General features: G+C 68.4%; 15 protein-coding genes. 8 read left to right on the forward strand and 7 right to left on the reverse strand.

The window, feature by feature from the left end; all coding sequences use genetic code 11:
* Nucleotides 1-5 precede the first annotated feature (5 nt).
* Complete coding sequence (locus VET27_RS09155) at nt 6-1436, forward strand: MFS transporter (RefSeq protein ID WP_526517238.1); 1431 nt, start codon at nt 6-8, stop codon at nt 1434-1436.
* A gap of 5 nt (nt 1437-1441) precedes the next feature.
* Here VET27_RS09155 and VET27_RS09160 read toward each other — a convergent pair whose 3' ends face one another.
* Together VET27_RS09160 and VET27_RS09165 are read right to left on the reverse strand one after the other, a co-directional pair.
* On the reverse strand, nt 1442-2101 hold the full coding sequence (locus VET27_RS09160; protein WP_526517240.1) for a potassium channel family protein: 660 nt from the start codon (nt 2099-2101) through the stop codon (nt 1442-1444).
* Between the two features lie 34 nt (nt 2102-2135).
* The gene (locus VET27_RS09165) at nt 2136-2810 is read right to left on the reverse strand and encodes a potassium channel family protein (protein ID WP_526517242.1); all 675 of its coding nucleotides are present in this window, start codon (nt 2808-2810) and stop codon (nt 2136-2138) included.
* Between the two features lie 109 nt (nt 2811-2919).
* Between VET27_RS09165 and VET27_RS09170 the strand changes: the two genes are divergently transcribed.
* The 4 genes from VET27_RS09170 (at nt 2920) to dxs (ending at nt 9438) form a co-directional block, all read left to right on the forward strand.
* The gene (locus tag VET27_RS09170; RefSeq protein ID WP_526517244.1) at nt 2920-4911 is read left to right on the forward strand and encodes an amino acid permease; all 1992 of its coding nucleotides are present in this window, start codon (nt 2920-2922) and stop codon (nt 4909-4911) included.
* Nucleotides 4908-6104, forward strand: a complete 1197-nt coding sequence (locus tag VET27_RS09175; RefSeq protein ID WP_526517246.1) for a class I SAM-dependent RNA methyltransferase — start codon at nt 4908-4910, stop codon at nt 6102-6104. The genes VET27_RS09170 and VET27_RS09175 overlap by 4 nt, the downstream gene beginning before the upstream one ends.
* Nucleotides 6105-6204: 100 nt before the next feature.
* Nucleotides 6205-7488, forward strand: a complete 1284-nt coding sequence (gene nhaA, locus VET27_RS09180) for a Na+/H+ antiporter NhaA (RefSeq protein WP_526517248.1) — start codon at nt 6205-6207, stop codon at nt 7486-7488.
* 36 nt (nt 7489-7524) lie between these two features.
* Nucleotides 7525-9438, forward strand: a complete 1914-nt coding sequence (dxs, locus tag VET27_RS09185; RefSeq protein WP_526517250.1) for a 1-deoxy-D-xylulose-5-phosphate synthase — start codon at nt 7525-7527, stop codon at nt 9436-9438.
* Here the strand turns inward: dxs and VET27_RS09190 are convergent.
* Complete coding sequence (locus VET27_RS09190; RefSeq protein ID WP_526517252.1) at nt 9412-10731, reverse strand: HRDC domain-containing protein; 1320 nt, start codon at nt 10729-10731, stop codon at nt 9412-9414. The two genes, dxs and VET27_RS09190, sit on opposite strands and share 27 nt — an antisense overlap.
* Before the next feature lies 1 nt (nt 10732).
* Complete coding sequence (locus VET27_RS09195; RefSeq protein WP_526517254.1) at nt 10733-11314, reverse strand: DUF3000 family protein; 582 nt, start codon at nt 11312-11314, stop codon at nt 10733-10735.
* 78 nt (nt 11315-11392) lie between these two features.
* Here VET27_RS09195 and hemE point away from each other — a divergent pair, with 78 nt between their 5' ends.
* From hemE to hemQ, 3 genes are read left to right on the forward strand one after another with little or no spacing between them, the layout of a single operon-like run.
* Entirely contained in the window at nt 11393-12454 is a 1062-nt protein-coding gene (gene hemE / locus VET27_RS09200) for a uroporphyrinogen decarboxylase (RefSeq protein ID WP_526517367.1), read from the forward strand.
* On the forward strand, nt 12451-13818 hold the full coding sequence (locus VET27_RS09205) for a protoporphyrinogen oxidase (RefSeq protein WP_526517256.1): 1368 nt from the start codon (nt 12451-12453) through the stop codon (nt 13816-13818). The genes hemE and VET27_RS09205 overlap by 4 nt, the downstream gene beginning before the upstream one ends.
* Before the next feature lie 4 nt (nt 13819-13822).
* Nucleotides 13823-14515 (forward strand): hydrogen peroxide-dependent heme synthase, encoded by a 693-nt coding sequence (hemQ, locus tag VET27_RS09210; protein ID WP_526517258.1) that lies wholly within the window; start codon nt 13823-13825, stop codon nt 14513-14515.
* A 19-nt stretch (nt 14516-14534) separates the two neighbouring features.
* Here the strand turns inward: hemQ and msrB are convergent, their stop codons facing one another.
* From msrB to VET27_RS09225, 3 genes are read right to left on the reverse strand one after another with little or no spacing between them, the layout of a single operon-like run.
* Nucleotides 14535-14945 carry a peptide-methionine (R)-S-oxide reductase MsrB gene (msrB, locus tag VET27_RS09215; RefSeq protein WP_526517260.1) on the reverse strand — a complete coding sequence of 137 codons (411 nt, stop codon included), beginning with the start codon at nt 14943-14945 and terminating at the stop codon, nt 14535-14537.
* Nucleotides 14942-16228, reverse strand: coding sequence for an arabinofuranan 3-O-arabinosyltransferase (gene aftC, locus VET27_RS09220; RefSeq protein WP_526517262.1), 1287 nt, complete (start codon nt 16226-16228; stop codon nt 14942-14944). Before aftC ends, msrB begins: the two co-directional genes overlap by 4 nt.
* A gap of 20 nt (nt 16229-16248) precedes the next feature.
* Nucleotides 16249-17817 carry an alpha/beta fold hydrolase gene (locus VET27_RS09225; RefSeq protein ID WP_526517264.1) on the reverse strand — a complete coding sequence of 523 codons (1569 nt, stop codon included), beginning with the start codon at nt 17815-17817 and terminating at the stop codon, nt 16249-16251.
* Nucleotides 17818-17830: the final 13 nt, after the last annotated feature.

A 17830-nucleotide genomic window follows, 5' to 3' on the forward strand; every position in this document is an offset into this window, starting at 1 on the left:
TCGCGGTGGCCGTACTCGCGTCGTTCGTGGCATTTCTCGACGGCTCGGTGGTGAATCTGGCACTGCCGGCGATCGCCGCGGAGTTCGGCGGCGGGCTGGCTCTTCAGCAGTGGGTGGTCGACGGCTATCTGCTCACCCTCGGCGCGCTCATCCTGGTCGCCGGGGCGGTGTCCGATCAGTTCGGCCGACTGGCGGTGCTACGGATGGGGCTGGCCGTGTTCGCCGTCGCGTCGCTGCTGTGCGCGGTTTCCCCCACCGGCGGGGTCCTCGTTGCCGCGCGTTGCCTGCAGGGGCTCGGCGCGGCCTTCCTGGTGCCGAGTTCGCTTGCGATGATCAACGTCCGGTTCACGGGCGCGCGGCAGGCGGGCGCGATCGGTACGTGGACGGCGTGGACGGGTACGGCGTTCGTCGTGGGACCGCCCCTGGGCGGCCTGCTGGTGGATGCCCTGAGCTGGCGGTGGGTCTTCGGGATCAACGTGGTGCCGCTGGCGGTCACGCTGTATCTGACGACCAGGCTCGAGGCAGAGGACTTCGGTGGCCGACGTTCGGCGCGCATCGACGTCGTCGGCGCCGTCCTGTGCGCCGTGGGGTTGTCCGCCGCGGTGTATGCGCTCATCGAGCAGCAGCGGCTGGGGTCGTCGCATCCCGCGGTGCTTGCCGGGTTCGTGCTCGGCGCGGCATGCCTGGTCGCCTTCCCGTGGTGGGAGCGGCGAGCGCCGAACCCGATCATGCCGTTGCGACTCTTCGCGGCGCGCAACTTCGCCGTCGGCAATCTCGCGACGGTGTTCCTGTACGCGGCGGTGTCCCTCGGCACGCTCCTCGTGGCGTTGTTCCTGCAGGAGACCGTCGGCATGTCGGCCTTGCAGGCGGGTCTGGCGACGCTGCCGCTCCCGGTGCTCTCGTTCTTCCTGGCCCGGCGGTTCGGCACACTGGCGGGTAGGCACGGGCCGCGCGCCTACATGGCCGTCGGTCCGCTGATCGCCGGGGGCGGCTTCCTGCTAATGACGACTGCGCAGGCGCCGTTCGACTTCTGGACTCAGATGCTGCCGGGTCTCGTCGTATTCGGTGTGGGCCTGTCCGTCACCGTCTCTCCGTTGACGGCGGCCGTGCTCGCCGCCGTGGATCCGGCGCAGAGCGGCATCGGATCTGCGGTGAACAACGCCGTCTCACGGGTGGCCGGTCTCATCGCGGTGGCGTTCACCGGTGTGATCGTCGGCCTGGGTCGGTCGGATGATGGGACGGCTTCGACGGCAATGGATTTCGCCGGTTTCCGGTACGGTGCGGTTGCGGTGGCCGTGCTGTTCGCGGCGGCCGGGGTGGTTTCGGCGATCGGCATCAGCAATGGGCAGTGCGACGTGGGCCTCGTCTCGCCGGGGGCGTCCGCGCGTTGCCACGACCGGGTGACCCCACCGCCGGCGCTCTCCGGATCGGACTGAGCGTGTCAGCGTGGGTGCAGCAGTAGCTCGCGCAGTTGCTCTTCGACTTCGTCGATGGCGACGAACAACAGTTCGTCGCCGCCCTCCAACGGCTCGTCGCCCTCGGGGACGATCACACGGGCGCCACGCAGAACTGCCACCAGCGCGGCGTCCCGCGGCAGCTGCAGCCGCTTGACGGCCCTGCCGCCCCACGGAGTGTCGTCGGGCAGCGTGATCTCGACGAGGTTGGCCTGGCCCTTGCGGAAGCTCATCAGGCGAACCAGATCACCTACCGACACCGCCTCCTCGACGAGCGACGCCAGCATTCTCGGGGTGGACACCGCGACGTCGACGCCCCACGCCTCGTCGAAGAGCCACTCGTTGCGGGGGTCGTTGACCCGAGCCACCACCCGCGGCACCGCGAACTCGGTCTTGGCGAGCAGGCTCAGCACGACGTTGACCTTGTCGTCACCGGTGGCGGCGATGACGACGTCGAACTCCTCGAGCCCGACGGCTTCGAGCAGGGTCAACTCGCACGCGTCGCCCAGGCGCCACTGCGCGGCGGGGATGGCTTCGGTGTCGACGTGGTCGGGATTGCGCTCCAGCAGCGTGACCTGATGGCTCTCGACGAGTTCCCTGGCGATGGACCGGCCGACGGCGCCGGCCCCTGCGATGGCGACCTTCACGAGATCCTCACGACTTCTGCTCCTCGCGTGCGAATCACTGATCCTCCGCGTCTTCGCCGGGCGGGAGCGCGGCGATGGCCATCGCTTCGGCGACGTGACCGGAAATGGCCGCCATGTAGACCTGATCGCTGGCTTGGATGACGGTCTTCTTGTCCGGGAGCAGCCCGGTGCCGAAGCGGATCATGAAGGCGACGCGTCCGCCGGTCACGGCTTCCAGGGCCGTCACCCGATGGCCCACCCAGCCCTCGTGCAACGGGAGCTCCGTGACGCCGACGTTGCCCGACGGGTCACGCCACTTGGTGGTCTCGCTCTCGCGCGTGAGGACGTTGAGCAGCCTGTCCGTGGTCCACGGCACCGTTGCCACCGTCGGGATGCCCAGCCGCTCGTAGACGGCGGCACGCTTGGCGTCGTAGATACGGGCGACGACGCGCTCGACGCCGAAGGTCTCCCGCGCGACCCGCGCGGAGATGATGTTGGAGTTGTCACCCGAGGAGACCGCGGCGAACGCGCCGGCTCCCTCGATCCCGGCTCGCAGCAGCACGTCACGGTCGAACCCCATGCCCAGGACGCGCTCGCCGGGGAACTCGGGGGACAGGCGGTGAAAGGCGGTGCCATCACGGTCGATTACGGCCACCTCGTGGCCGATCCTGGCCAGGCCGTCAGCCAGCGACGCGCCCACTCGGCCGCATCCCATCACGACTACACGCACGCGTCGATCCTCCCAGTGGTTCGGCAGAAACGGATTGTGGCGAACCCGCGCACACGGAACGCTACAGCTTGGGGACGGCCAACGGCCGATGGGCTTACTCTTGGCTCTCGTGTCCAAGCTTTCGACCGCTGCGCGCCGGTTGGTACTGGGTAGACCGTTCCGCAGCGACGCGATGGGCCATACGTTGCTGCCCAAGCGGATCGCCCTGCCGGTGTTCGCGTCCGATGCGTTGTCCTCGGTCGCCTACGCGCCGGAGGAGATCTTCCTGGTGCTCTCGGTCGCCGGACTCAGTGCCTACACGATGGCGCCGTGGATCGGCGTCGCCGTGGCGGCGGTGATGCTCATCGTGATCGCGAGCTACCGGCAGAACGTGCACGCGTATCCGTCCGGCGGCGGTGACTACGAGGTGGTCACCACCAACCTGGGGCCCACTGCAGGGCTGACCGTGGCCAGCGCGCTGTTGGTTGACTACGTCCTGACGGTTGCGGTCTCGATGGCATCGGCGATGTCCAACATCGGATCGGCGGTGCCGTTCATCGCGCAGCACAAGGTGTTGTTCGCCGTCGCCGCCATCCTGATCGTGGCGTCGTTCAACCTGCGGGGGATCCGGGAGTCCGGCAACGCCTTCGCGATTCCGACGTACGCGTTCATGATCGGCATGTACGTGATGATCGGCTGGGGGCTGTTCCAGATCTTCGTTCTCGGCGACCACTTGCAGGCCGAGACAGCGGGATTCACGGTCGAGTCCGAACACGGCGACGTCCTCGGATTCGCGATGATCTTCCTGGTGGCGCGGGCGTTCTCGTCTGGCTGTGCGGCGCTGACCGGGGTGGAGGCCATCAGTAACGGCGTGCCCGCGTTCCGCAAACCCAAGTCGCGCAATGCGGCGACGACGCTGCTGTTGCTCGGGGTCATCGCGGTGTCGCTGTTCATGGGGATCATCGTGTTGGCCAAGGAAACCGGGGCCAAGGTGGTGGACTCCGTCGAGCAGCTCGGTGGAGCACCCGACGGCTATCAAACCAAGACCTTGATCACCCAGTTGGCCAACGCCGTGTTCCAAGGCTTCCCGATCGGTCTATACCTCATCGCGGGGGTGACCGCGCTGATCCTGGTGCTGGCCGCCAATACCGCCTTCAACGGGTTCCCGGTACTGGGATCCATTCTGGCCCAGGATCGTTACCTTCCCCGTCAGTTGCACACCCGCGGTGATCGGCTGGCCTTCTCGAACGGCATTCTCTTCCTGGCGTTCGCCGCCATCGCGTTCGTGGTTGCGTTCAACGCCGAGGTCACCGCGCTGATCCAGCTGTACATCGTGGGCGTGTTCGTCAGCTTCACGCTCAGCCAGATTGGGATGGTGCGGCACTGGACCCGGCTGCTGCGTACCGAGACCGACGCCGCGCAGCGCCGCCGGATGTACCGGTCCCGCATCATCAACGCGATCGGCCTGCTCTGCACCGGCGCCGTGCTGGTGGTCGTCGTGGTCACGAAGTTCCGGGCCGGGGCCTGGATCGCCATCCTCGCGATGGGCTTCCTCTTCGCGGTCATGAAGCTGATCCACAAGCACTACGCCAACGTCACGCGGGAGCTGGAGGCGCGCGCCGCCGAGGAGGGCGACGTCGTGCTGCCCAGCCGCAATCACGCCATCGTGTTGGTCTCCAACATCCAACTTCCGACCAAGCGTGCGCTGGCCTACGCCAGGGCCACCCGGCCGGACGTACTCGAGGCGATCACGGTCAATGTGGACGACGAGGAATCCCACGAGCTGGTGCGCAAGTGGGAGGACAGCAGCGTCTCGGTGCCGCTCAAGGTCATCGCGTCGCCCTATCGAGAGATCACCCGGCCCATCCTGGGTTACGTCAAGAGGATCACCAAGGACTCGCCGCGCACCGTGGTCACGGTGTTCATCCCCGAATACGTCGTCGGACACTGGTGGGAACAGCTGCTGCACAACCAGAGTGCGCTACGGCTCAAGGGGCGGCTACTCTTCGAGCCCAACGTCATGGTGACGTCCGTTCCATGGCAGCTGAGTTCCTCGGAGCGACTCAAGGGCATCGACGAGCAGCCGGCACCGGGTGATGCCCGACGCGGGTTCCTCGATTGACCACCCTCCTATTGACCGTCGGCGCCCCGGCGAACGGTGGCAGCTGCGTGGCCCGCCACGACGGGCGCGTGGTATTCGTCCGCTACGCCCTGCCCGGCGAAGTGGTCCGCGCGCGGGTGACCGAGGAACGCGGAAGTCATTGGCACGCAGAGGCCGTCGAGATCGTCGAGGCGTCGCCCGACCGCATCGACCCGCTGTGCCCGATCGCGGGCATCGACGGCTCGGGGTGTTGCGATCTGGCCTTCGCCGTCCCGGAGGCCGCGCGCCGGCTCAAGGGCGACGTGGTGGCCAATCAGCTCGAACGGCTCGGTGGCCACCACTGGGAGGGCGAGGCCGAAGAGGTCGGGTCGACGGGCGTGACGGGTTGGCGTACCCGGGTGCGGTTGGACGTCGCGGCCGAGGGAATTCAGATGGGCCAGGCCGGCTTTCACCGTTACCACAGCAGCGATCTGGTCACCGATCTGTCCTGCGCGCAGGTGCCCGACGGCATGCTGGCGGGTCTGGGCGGGCCGAAGTGGCCGCCGGGCGCACAGTTGCACGTCGCTCTGGACGATGGAGGGGCGCGGCACGTCGTTCAGTCGGGCCCGCGATCGGATCGCAAGGCGTCGACCCAGGTGGTCGAGGGCTCCTACGAGGCGACCCAGCGCGTCGGCGACCGTACCTGGAGTGTTCCGGTCACCGCGTTCTGGCAGGCGCACCGCGACGCCGCGCGCACCTACAGCGCGCTGGTGAAGGACTGGGCTCAGCTCAGCGCGGGGATGACGGCGTGGGACTTGTACGGGGGCGCAGGGGTTTTCGCCGCGACGTTGGCGGAATCGGTGGGGCCGACGGGGCACGTGCTCAGTGTCGACACATCCCGCGGGTCGGCGCGGGCGGCGCGGGCTGCGCTCGCCGACCTCGGCTGGGTGGACGTGCTCACCGAGTCGGTGCGTCGCGCGCTCACCACGCAGCGTCGGCGCGCCGACGTCGCAGTGCTCGATCCGCCGCGGACCGGCGCCGGACGCGAGGTGATCGACCTGCTCGCCGCGGCCGACGTGCCCCGGATCGTGCACATCGGTTGCGAGGCAGCATCATTCGCTCGCGACGTCGGCCTCTACCGTGGTCATGGGTACGCAGTGGACGAACTGCGGGTGTTCGACTCCTTCCCGTTGACGCATCACGTCGAGTGTGTCGCGGTGCTGTCGCGCGCGTAAAGCGCGTGCTGCTCATTCGCCCAGACCCGTCTAGGGTTGGCGTCGGTGTGCCGGGAAGTCTGGTCGGCGGTTGTCCCACGCTGTCTACCCGAGGGGAAACGTGACCCATCCCGGCAACTCATCCAGTACTCGACTCTTCAGCCGCGGCTCCTGGCCGGAGGCCAGCCGGATCTCGGGAGTGCTGCGTCGCGAAACGGTCGGCGGGATGCTGCTGCTCGCCGCGGCGGGCGCGGCGCTGGTCTGGGCGAACTCCCCGTGGGCGCCCGCGTACCGGGCCGTGTCCGAGTTCGCGATCGGGCCCGAACGACTGCATCTCCACTTGAGCGTCGCGTCGTGGGCGGCGGATGGCCTGCTGGCGATCTTCTTCTTCGTCGTCGGACTCGAACTCAAGAGGGAGTTCGTCGCCGGCGACCTCCGAGACCCGGCTCGCGCGGCCCTTCCCATCGCCGCGGCCGTCGGCGGGATGGTAGTGCCTGCGGCAATCTACATCGGGGTGAACATCGCCGCCGGGGACCGCGAGAACCTCGGTGGATGGGCAGTCCCGATCGCCACCGACATCGCCTTCGCGCTGGCCGTACTGGCGGTACTGTCGACTCATCTGCCGACGGCCCTGCGGACGTTTCTTCTGACGCTTGCCGTGGTGGACGACCTGCTGGCGATCATCGTCATCGCCGCGTTCTACACCGATCACCTGGCCCCGGTCCCGCTGGCGCTGGCGCTCATCCCCGGTGGGTTGTTCGCCGCCGCCGTGCAGCGCGGAGTGACGCGGTGGTGGGTGCTGCTGCCGCTCGCCGTGGCGACGTGGGCGCTGGTCCACGCCAGCGGGATACACGCGACGGTGGCCGGCGTCGTACTCGGGTTCACGGTGCCGGTTCTCGGGCGGCACGCGCTCGCGGAGCGCTTCGAGCACCAACTCCGGCCCGTCTCGGCGGGTGTCGCGGTCCCGGTGTTCGCCTTCTTCGCCGCAGGGGTGACGGTCGGCGGTTGGGGCGGCCTCGGTGACGCGCTGAGCCACCCCGCGACCATCGGCGTGATGGCCGGTTTGGTCCTCGGAAAACCGTTGGGTGTGCTGATCACCACATTTCTGCTGGCCAGATTCACCCGGGCCGCCCTCGATGACGACCTGGCCTGGCGCGACGTGCTAGGCGTGGCATTGCTGGCCGGAATCGGCTTCACGGTATCGTTGCTCATCGGTGAACTGGCATTTGGTTACGGCACTGTGACGGGTGCGGATGCCAAGATCGGTGTCCTCGTCGGGTCGGTGGTGGCAGGAGCCCTGGCGGCCATCGTTCTGCTCAGCCGCAACTCGGCATACCGCCGCATTCACGAACGTGAGACCGTCGACGCCGACGACGACGGTGTGCCCGACGTCTACGAGCCTTGACGGGCCGTCCGACGTCTCCGTGCGTAAACTGGCGGGATGCTTTCACAGATCCGCGGTCCCGCTGATCTGCAGCACCTGTCGCAGTCGCAGATGGATGATCTCGCCGCCGAGATCCGCGAGTTCCTGATCCACAAGGTTGCTGCCACCGGCGGACATCTCGGCCCCAACCTGGGCGTCGTCGAGTTGACCCTCGCCCTGCACCGGGTCTTCGACTCGCCGCACGATCCGATCATCTTCGACACCGGCCACCAGGCCTACGTCCACAAGATGCTGACGGGGCGCTGCGAGGACTTCGACAACCTGCGTAAGAAGGGCGGTCTGTCGGGCTATCCGTCGCGTAGCGAGAGCGAGCACGACTGGGTCGAGTCGAGCCATGCGAGTACCGCGCTGTCGTATGCGGACGGGCTCGCCAAGGCGTTCGAGCTCTCCGGTCACCGCAACCGTCACGTGGTGGCCGTCGTCGGTGACGGCGCTCTCACGGGCGGCATGTGTTGGGAGGCCCTCAACAACATCGCCGTTTCTCGCAGGCCGGTCATCATCGTCGTCAACGACAACGGACGCAGCTACGCGCCCACGATCGGCGGTTTCGCCGACCATCTCGCGGCGCTGCGCTTACAGCCCGCCTACGAGCGACTCCTCGAAGAGGGCCGCAAGGCCGTTCGCGGCGTCCCCCTCATCGGCGAGATCTGCTACCAGTGCATGCACAGCGTCAAGGTCGGCATCAAGGACGCGCTGTCCCCGCAGGTGATGTTCACCGACCTCGGGTTGAAGTACGTCGGACCCATCGACGGTCATGACGAGCACGCGGTCGAGGCGGCGCTGTGCCACGCACGCGGCTTCAACGCCCCGGTGATCGTCCACGTGGCCACCCGCAAGGGCATGGGGTATTGGCCTGCCGAGTCCGACGAGGCCGAGCAGATGCACTCCACGGGCATCATCGACCCACAAACCGGGCTCGCGACGTCGGTCGCCGCACCCGGTTGGACGTCGGTCTTCTCCGACGAGCTGATCAAGCTAGCCGTCAGGCGTCGCGACATCGTCGCCATCACGGCGGCGATGCCGGGCCCGACCGGGCTGAGCGCTTTCCGGAAACGCTTTCCGGACCGCTTCTTCGACGTCGGCATCGCCGAGCAGCACGCCATGACGTCGGCCGCGGGGCTTGCGATGGGCGGCATGCATCCGGTGGTCGCGATCTACTCCACGTTCCTCAACCGGGCGTTCGACCAGATCATGATGGACGTCGCCCTGCACGAGTTGCCGGTCACGATCGTGCTCGATCGTGCCGGTGTGACCGGGCCCGACGGGGCCAGCCACAACGGGGTCTGGGACATGTCGGTGCTCGGCATCGTGCCCGGCATGCGCGTCGCCGCTCCGCGTGACGCCGCCCGCCTGCGCGAGGAACTCGGCGAGGCATTGAACGTGAAGGACGGACCGACCGCGATCCGCTTCCCGAAGGGCGACGTCGGCGAGGACATCCCGGCCGTCGAACGGCGCGACGGCGTCGACGTGCTCGCCGAACCCGCGGACGGTCTGACCCAGGACGTCCTGCTGGTGGCGGTCGGACCATTCGCGTCGATGGCGTTGTCGGTGGCGGAACGCCTGCGCAATCAGGGCATCGGCGTCACCGTCGTCGACCCCCGCTGGGTGCTGCCGGTGCCCGCGACGCTCGGCCCATTTGCGTTGGCGCACAAGCTCGTCGTCACGATGGAGGACCACGGCGTTCACGGCGGCATCGGTTCGTCGGTGTCGGCGGCCCTGCGTCACGCCGAGATCGACGTGCCCTGCCGCGACGTCGGTGTGCCGCAGGAATTCCAGGCGCACGCGTCGCGCGGCGAGGTGCTCGCCGAGGTGGGCCTGACCGATCAGAACGTCGCCCGTCAGATCACCGGTTGGATTGCCGCGCTTGGCAGTTCGCTGGCGGAGTCACAGATCAGCGACCGGGTCGACTAGTCCCGCTGGAGCGCCACCGTCCCGATCGGTGGGTGTCAGCGACTCCGTCAACACCGGCACCGTCAACTCCCGCTGCCACGGCCGAGCGCCGGCCTCGGCGAGGAACGCATCGATGACCGCGGAGGTGTCGGGGACCGGTTGCCAGTCCCACACCAACCGCCGCACCACCTCGGGCGTCAGAAGATTCTCGGTCGGCACCGAAACCCGTTGCGACAGTTCGTTGAGGCCCGCGCGGACCAGCTCGAGTCGTTCGGCTGCCTCGGGCTTGCGGCGGCTCCAGCGCACCGCTGGCGGTGGTCCGGTGAGCGGTTCGGAGGCAGTCGGCACGTCGTTGGTGGTGCGGGCGCGCGCCAGGGCGTCGAGCCAGACGCCTGGACTGCGGCGCTGACGCGAGCCTCCGAACACCGGCAGTTTCAGCAGCTTGTCGACGGTGTCGGGGTCCGTGGTGGCGGCGTTGATGATCGCGGCATCGGGCAGGATGCGCCCCGGTGCGATGTCGCGGCGCTGCGCGATCTGGTCGCGTGACGTCCAGAGTTCCCGTACGGCCGCCAGCGTCCGCGGATTCTTCACCTTGTGGATGCCCGCGGTCCGGCGCCAACGATCGCGTCGCGTCGGCGCGGCGACGTATGTCCGCAAGTGCTCGAATTCCTCTGCTGCCCAACGTGTCTTGTTCTGCTCTTCGAGCTCGGCGGCGATCGCGGCGCGTAGCTCGAGCAGGACTTCCACGTCCAGCGCCGCGTAATTCAGCCAGTCCTCGGGAATCGGCCGCTTGGACCAGTCGGCCGCGCCGTGGCCCTTCCTCAACTGCAAGCCGAGCAGCCGCTGCACCATCGCGGCCAGGTTCACTCTGTCGAACCCGGCCAGTCGACCCGCCAACTCGGTGTCGTACAACTGGGGCGGCACCATTCCGAGCTCGGCCAGGCACGGCAGGTCCTGGTCGGCCGCGTGCAGAATCCACTCGTCGGCGTCCAGTACGTCGGCGAGCGGCGCCATCACCACCATCGGATCCTCGCCGTGATTCACGGGGTCGATCAGCACGGTGCCCGCGCCCGCGCGCCGAATCTGAATCAGATAGGCACGATTGGAGTAGCGGAAGCCCGACGCCCGCTCGGCGTCGATCGCGAATGGTCCGTGTCCCGACACCAGGAGCTCGGCGGCGCCGAGGATCTGATCGGACGTGACCGCCAGCTCGGGCACCCCGTCGGCAGGGGCAAGTAGCGGGGTGGCGTCGGGCTCGCCGGGGTCGTGCTCGCTCGTGGCCTCACCGGGGCCGGCGTCGTCGCCGTCCGTCATGTCACGCGCGCGTGCGGCCACCGAGGTCCGTGACCCCGGTGGGCGGTAGGCCCGCAGCGTGTTCCAGCACCTCGCAGAACGCCTGTACATGCGGTCCCAGATCGAGGTTCGTCGCCGTCCACGACGCGCGCAATTCCAGCTGGTGGGCCCGCGGTGGGCCTGAGATGTCGCCGTAGCGCACCGACGTCGTCGCCGTGACGGTGCCGCCCAAGGCGGTGACGTGGTCCTCGTGTGACGCTAGCGCGTCGACGAGCCAGCTCCACGCCACTTCGGGAAGCAGCGGGTCGACGGCTTCGCTGGAGTCGAGGTCGGCCTGGATGTAGGCCACCAGGCGCATGGTCCCGTCCCAGGCTTCTGCGCCCTCGGGATCGTGCAGCAGGATCAGCCGACCGAACGCATCTCCCTCGGACCGCTCGGGGACGATCGTCGTCTCGGGGTGCCGAACCTCCGCGCCAAGGGCGTAGCTGTACGGCGCCAACCGTTGGGGCGGGCGAATCGGGCCAAGCTCGATCTCGGGCCGGACGGTGGTGGCATTCATCGCCTTCACCGCTGCCCGGAATTGAGCCGGCTCGACGGTGGTCATGGGGTTTGACGCTAGCGGATTCGGACATGGGGCAGCGAAGGCGCGCCGTAGTGTTACTGCATGGCAGCATGGGTGCTGATGAGTACCCGTCGTGACCTGCCGGAGTCGCCATATCTGACCGCTGCCGCAGGCCGGAAACCCACCCGTGTGCCCGTGTGGTTCATGCGGCAGGCCGGCCGTTCGCTGCCCGAGTACCGCGCGTTGCGGGCAAAGAACACGATGATGCAGGCGTGCTTCGACGCCGAGCTGATCACCGAGATCACCTTGCAACCGGTACGTCGCCACGGCGTCGATGCGGCCATTCTGTTCTCCGACATCGTCGTGCCGCTGCGGGCGTCGGGGATCGACCTCGACATCGTGCCCGACGTGGGACCGGTGATCGCGCAGCCGATTCGCACCGCGGCCGACGTCGCGGCGATGAAGCCGTTGGACCGTGAGGAAGTGGCACCGGTCGCCGAAGCGGTGTCGCTGCTGGTGGCGGCGCTGGGCGACGTGCCGCTGATCGGCTTCGCGGGCGCGCCGTTCACCTTGGCGTCCTACCTGGTGGAGGGCGGGCCCAGCCGCAACCATGAACGCACCAAGGCGATGATGTTGGGGGAGCCCGACGTCTGGCACGCGTTGATGACCGCCCTCACCGACGTCACGATCGGCTTTCTGCGCACTCAGCTCGATGCGGGCGTCGACGCGATTCAGCTGTTCGACTCGTGGGCGGGCACGCTGTCGTTGGCTGACTACCGCACCTACGTGCTGCCGCACAGCGCCCGCGTGTTCGACGCCCTCGCCGCCGAGGGCGTGCCCATGACGCACTTCGGGGTGGGCACCGCAGAACTACTCGGCGCGATGTCGGAGGCGGTCTCGGTGGGAGACAAGCCCGTCGTCGGCGTGGACTGGCGTACCTCGCTCACCGATGCCGCCACCAGGGTGCGCCCGGGCGTCGCGTTGCAGGGCAATCTCGACCCGGTCGTGCTCCTCGCAGGCTGGCCGGTGGTGGAGCGCGCGGTGCGCAACGTCGTCGACGACGGACGTCGGGCCGTCGATGCGGGAGCCACGGGCCACGTGTTCAACCTGGGCCACGGGGTGCTGCCCCCGACGGACCCGGGCATCGTCACCGAGGCCGTAGCGCTGGTGCACTCGTTGTGAGTTCGAACCACTCGCCCACGTATTGCATTGTGGGAGGCGGTATTTCAGGTCTGGTCGCCGCCTACCGGCTGCGCATCGCCGCGGGACCCGACGCCTCGATCACGGTGTTCGACCCCGCCGACCGGCTGGGCGGGTCGTTGCGCACCGAGCGCGTCGGCGGCCAGTCGGTGGACGTCGGCGCCGAGGCGTTCGTCGCACGGCGCCCCGAGGTGTCGGCGCTGCTGGCCGAGCTGGGTCTGGCGAACAGGCAGATCGGCACGACGGGTGTGCGCCCGCTGATCTACAGCGAGGGACGCCTGCACCCGATGCCGCAGGGCACGCTGCAGGGCATTCCCGCGCAGGCGTCGTCGGTCGCGGGCCTGGTCGACGAGGCGACGGTCGCGCGGATCGACGCCGAACGATCGAGGCCCTTCTCGTGGCGCGCTGGCGCAGAGCCCACGGTCGCGGAGCTGGTCGGGGACCGCTTCGGCGCCCAGGTGGTCGCCCGTTCGGTCGATCCGCTGCTGGCGGGCGTCTACGCCGGTTCGTCCGCGACCATCGGGCTGCGTTCGGCCGTCCCGACGTTGGCCGCGGCGTTGGATCGTGGCGCGCGCAGCCTCACCGACGCCGTCCGCGAGGCGCTGCCTCCGCCGATGGGCGGATCGGTGTTCGGCGCCGTCGACGGCGGTTACGCGGTGCTGCTGGACGCCCTGATCGGCCGGGCCCACTTCGAGTGGGCTCAGGTCGCCGTCCAGCGGGTCAGCCGCAACGGCCACGGTTGGAATCTGGTCGATGACGAAGGCGGTCACTGGCATGCCGATGGGGTGGTGGTGGCCGTCCCCGCCCCGCGGCTGCCACGGCTGATCGAGAGCGTCGCGCCACGATCGGCGACGGCTGCGCGGCGCATCGAGGTGGCGTCGTCGGCGCTCGTGGTGCTGGCGCTGCCCGGCGGGACCCCACTGCCCGAGCAGTCGGGCGTGCTGGCGGCCGCCGGCGAACGGCTCAACTCAAAGGCGATGACGCTGACGTCACGCAAGTGGGGACGACGCGGCAACGTCGAACTGGTGCGGTTGTCGTTCGGCCGGTACGGCGACACCCTGGCCCGCAACGTGGGTGACGAGGACCTGCTGGCGTGGGCCTCCGAGGACCTCGCCACAGTCTTCGGCATCGACTGCGAACCCGTGGACTGCCGCGTGCAGCGCTGGATCGACGCCCTGCCGCAGTACGGGCCGGGCCACGCCGCGCTGATCGCCGAGTTGCGGGCTGGTCTGCCACCGACCTTGGCCGTCGCTGGCGGCTACCTCGACGGCATCGGTGTGCCCGCCTGTGTGGCGTCGGGCACCAAGGCGGCGGCGTCGTTGGCCGTCTCTGGCGTGGCACGATGAGAGAATGGCCAAGCTCGACTACGACAAGCTCAACTCGACGATCAGGTACATGATGATCTCGGTCTTCGCCGTGCAACCCGAGGCGCTGGCCGAGGAGCGTGCCGCGGTGATCGACGAGACCGCTACCTTCCTCAAGCAGCAGGAAGAGGGGGACGTCGTCGTCCGCGGCCTCTACGACGTCGCAGGCTTTCGAGCCGATGCCGACTTCATGATCTGGACGCACGCCGAGCGGGTCGAGGACCTGCAGGCCACCTACCGGGCGTTTCGGCGCACGACCCTCGGGCTGGCCAGTCATCCGGTGTGGAGCGTGGTGGCGCTGCATCGGCCCGCCGAGTTCAACAAGAGTCACGTCCCGGCGTTCATCGCGGGTGAGGAGCCCGGCGACTACGTGTGCGTGTATCCGTTCGTCCGCTCGTTGGACTGGTACCTGCTGCCCGACGACGAGCGCCGCAAGATGCTCGTCGAGCACGGCATGGCGGGCCGCGAGTACCCGGACGTGCGGGCCAACACCGTGCCGGCGTTCGCGCTGGGCGACTACGAGTGGATCCTGGCCTTCGAGGGCCCGGACCTCGGTCGCATCGTCGAACTCATGTGGAAGCTGCGCTACACCGATGCCCGGCGGCACGTGCGCGAGGAGACGCCGTTCTTCACGGGACCGCGCGTCGGCATCGAGGAGCTCGTCGCCCGCCTGCCGTAGCGGACCTCGCAGTAGCTGATCAGACCTCTGCGGGCACCAGCTTCAACGAGATCGAGTTGATGCAGTAGCGCTGATCCGTCGGCGTGGGGTACCCCTCGCCTTCGAAGACGTGACCGAGGTGGCTGTGGCAGGTGGCGCACACCACCTCGACGCGGTGCACGCCACCGGAGTCGTCGGTCTTGAGGATGACGGCGTCTGAGTCGGCCGGGTCGAAGAATGACGGCCAGCCGCAATGGGATTCGAACTTCTCGGTACTGCGGAAGAGCTCCGCACCGCATGCGCGGCACTGGTAGACGCCCTCGGTCTTGGTGTCGGTGTACTCACCGGTGAACGGGCGCTCGGTACCTGCCTGGCGCAGCACGGCGAACTCCTGCGGCGACAGCTTCTTGCGCCACTCGTCGTTGGTCAGCTGGACTTTCGGGGCAGTCATGCCTCAACGCTAGCGCGGTCCCGATCCGGCGTCATCCACCTCGGGTCGATGCCCTCGTCGAGGCGGCCGTCGGCCTTCGCGTCCAGATAGCGGAAGTACAGCACACAGAACACGACGATGAGCATTAGCGACCAGCCGTAGGTGATCTTCATGTACTCGAGGTACCGGCCCGTCGTCGGCCAGTGCCCCAGCAGCCAGCGGTCCATAGTCATGAATCCGTAGATCGCCAACCACGCAGGCCAATTGCGGATCACCGAGTTGGGCAGCACCACCGACATCAGGAACGGGAACAGCATCATCGAGTAGTAACCCTGGCCCAGCGAGGTCACCAGGAAAGTCGCGATCAGCAACACGCCGGACGACGTCACCATCCAGAACAGCGGGTCCCGCGTTCGGTAGTAGCGGTACAGCAGCCACAGGCTCGCGACCGCCAGCGCGAAGAAGCCCACGCGCAGTAGGAGGATCAGCCAGGTCGGCAGTCCGTAGTAGATGCCGTTGCCCTGAATGGAGCTGTTGAAGTAGTCGCGTACGGAGAAGATGTAGGGCACCGTGTTGCGCACGAAGCTCGTGGGATCGCTGACCAGCGGCCATGCGACGGCGTTGAACACCAGCGGCACGCCGAAGGCGGGGATCAGTGCTCGCCACTGCCGGTTCAGCAGGGGCAGCAGCAGTAGCGGGGCCAGTGACGGCTTGATCACCAGCGTCAGGCCGACGGCGACGCCCGCCAGCCATTCGTGGTTGACCCTGCCATCGAGCAGCCAGCGGAGGAACAGCACCTCGCACAGCAGGATGCAGCCGTTGATGTTGGTGAAGACGAGTGTGCTGGTGACGCTTTCGGTGCAGAACATCGCGAGCAGTAGTGCGGGCGCGGCGACCGACGCCAGCGTGAACTTGAACAGCCGCAGCAGGAAGTAGGCGGCCAACAGAATCGCGATGGTGTTGAAGGTGATGAACCAGTACCGGGAGGCGTCGACCGGCAGGTACCCGAACGGTGCCAGGAGCAGCGTCCCGCCGGGTGGATACAGGTAGTGCGGATCCACCTGGTCGAAGTGCTCGTTGTAGATGTCGAGGCCGAGTTTGAAGTTGACGACCGCCCGGTACACCGGGCCGAAGTCGTCGGTGATGTAGCCGTTGGTGGCCAGCACGTAGCTGCGATGAATGATCGAGAGGATCGCGACGGGCCAGAGCACCGAGCGCAGAACGGTCGCGACATTCGGCGGGGAGGTGCGGGGCCGGAAGGCGCGAAGCAGGGTGTCAGGTACCGCCACCAGCGCACCGTACACCGGACGTCATCGACGGCAAGTTAGGCGGGGCAGTACGTGTCGGTCTCGGGAACCTTGCCGGTGCCGAGGTAGGACAGCACGGGAGGAACCGCACACGTCGAGTAGATGCTGGCCCCGTGGCCCACGCCCTGCCACATCACGCGCCGGTTGGCGGCGCCGGAGTTGATGATGGTAGCTGCCACGGCGGCCACGCCCTCGTTGCCGACGATTGGGTCGTTCCGCACGCCGAGGAGCAGCACGGGAATCTTGAGGTTCTGCGGGTCCGGCGGCGTCGAGCCGCTGGGCCAGGCGAGGCAGTTCACCAGATCGAGAGCGCCGACGGTGCCGAACTCCGGGTAGAGCTTGCCCCATTGAACGACGAGTTCGCGGACCCGGTCGGGGGTCGGCCGGTTGAGCGCGTCGCTGCAGGTGTTGACGAACTGGCCGTCGGTCTCCCGGAGCGTCTCGGCTTCGGTGATGAGGGCGTTGAGTTGGGTGGCGTCGCCGCCGCGCGCGGCAGCCAGGGTGCTCGCCAGCGCGTTGGTCGAGCTGACGAAGTCGCCGCGGGGGAACGCCAGCGCGGTGGAGATGGCATTGGTGAGAGCGGCCACCGACGCGCCACCCGGACCGGTTCCTTGGCGCGCGCTCGCCAGCATCGCGTCGATCGCGCCTCGCGGATCGGGTCCGAGGGCGCAATTCGAGGCGACGCACTGCGCGGTGAAGGCGTTCAACGCAGCCTGCTGGCCCTTGACCTTTTGTTCTGCTCTTGCCTCCGCGGCGATGCCGAGGGGCAGGGGCGAGTCGAGCACCAGGCGGGAGACCTTGTTCGGGTGCGAACCCGCGTAGGCAAGCGCCACCTGTGCGCCGTTGCCGACGCCGAGCAGCGCGATCGTCGGGGAATCCCACGTACTGCGCAGCCGTTCGATGTCCTCGGCGGCGTGCGCGTTGTCGTAAGCGGAGTCGCCGGGGGCGATGCTGTCGGTGCAGCTCGTCGTCGCCGTTTGGACGACGGCACTGAGGTTGGCGACCGGGTCGTCACCCGATTCGAACTGCGCCTGGTCGAGCATCTCCTGGCGGCTGAACAGGTCGCGGCAGTCCAGGTCGCTCGACATGCCCATGCCGCGACGGTCGACTGCGACGACCGGGTTGGTCTTGAGGACGTCGGCGCCGCCGCGGGAGAGCCACACCGGCAGCTGGGCCGAGGACGGCAGGTCCGTTCCCGTCGTCATCACCAGGGGCCCTGCGTCCGCCGGCGTGGCGACGGACTTCGCCCGGACCACCCCGATGCTGATCGTTCCCGAGGCGCCGCTGATCGAGTCGAGGTCGGCGTCGTAGCTGGCGCAGTCCAGGTTCACGCCCGGTACGGCGGAGACGGCGGCCTGGCTGAACACCCGTGCCGTGCAGTCCCGCCACTGCAGCTCGTTCTTGGGCGCCTCGATGGGTGGCGGTCCCGAGGCGACGGGTGTGGTGTCGGGCGCGCCCTGCGGCCCGGCGCCCGAGTCGGTGGCGAAGCGGGGGTTGGCGGCCAGACCTGGTGCGCAACCGGCGAGCACGACAGCCGCGACGGCGGGCAGACAGAGGGCCCTGAGCAGCTGACGATGCCGACGCATGGTGACCACATTA

It is taken from the genome of Mycobacterium sp. (genome assembly GCF_035633495.1).
Lineage (GTDB): Bacteria > Actinomycetota > Actinomycetes > Mycobacteriales > Mycobacteriaceae > Mycobacterium.

Excerpts from the sequence above, each read along its gene's own strand:
- hemE (WP_526517367.1), top strand. The coding sequence starts at position 11,393 with ATGAGTACCCGTCGTGACCTGCCGGAGTCGCCATATCTGACCGCTGCC.
- dxs (WP_526517250.1), top strand. The coding sequence starts at position 7,525 with ATGCTTTCACAGATCCGCGGTCCCGCTGATCTGCAGCACCTGTCGCAG.
- VET27_RS09225 (WP_526517264.1), bottom strand. The coding sequence starts at position 17,817 with ATGCGTCGGCATCGTCAGCTGCTCAGGGCCCTCTGTCTGCCCGCCGTC.
- VET27_RS09190 (WP_526517252.1), bottom strand. The coding sequence starts at position 10,731 with ATGACGGACGGCGACGACGCCGGCCCCGGTGAGGCCACGAGCGAGCAC.
- msrB (WP_526517260.1), bottom strand. The coding sequence starts at position 14,945 with ATGACTGCCCCGAAAGTCCAGCTGACCAACGACGAGTGGCGCAAGAAG.
- VET27_RS09195 (WP_526517254.1), bottom strand. The coding sequence starts at position 11,314 with ATGACCACCGTCGAGCCGGCTCAATTCCGGGCAGCGGTGAAGGCGATG.
- hemQ (WP_526517258.1), top strand. The coding sequence starts at position 13,823 with ATGGCCAAGCTCGACTACGACAAGCTCAACTCGACGATCAGGTACATG.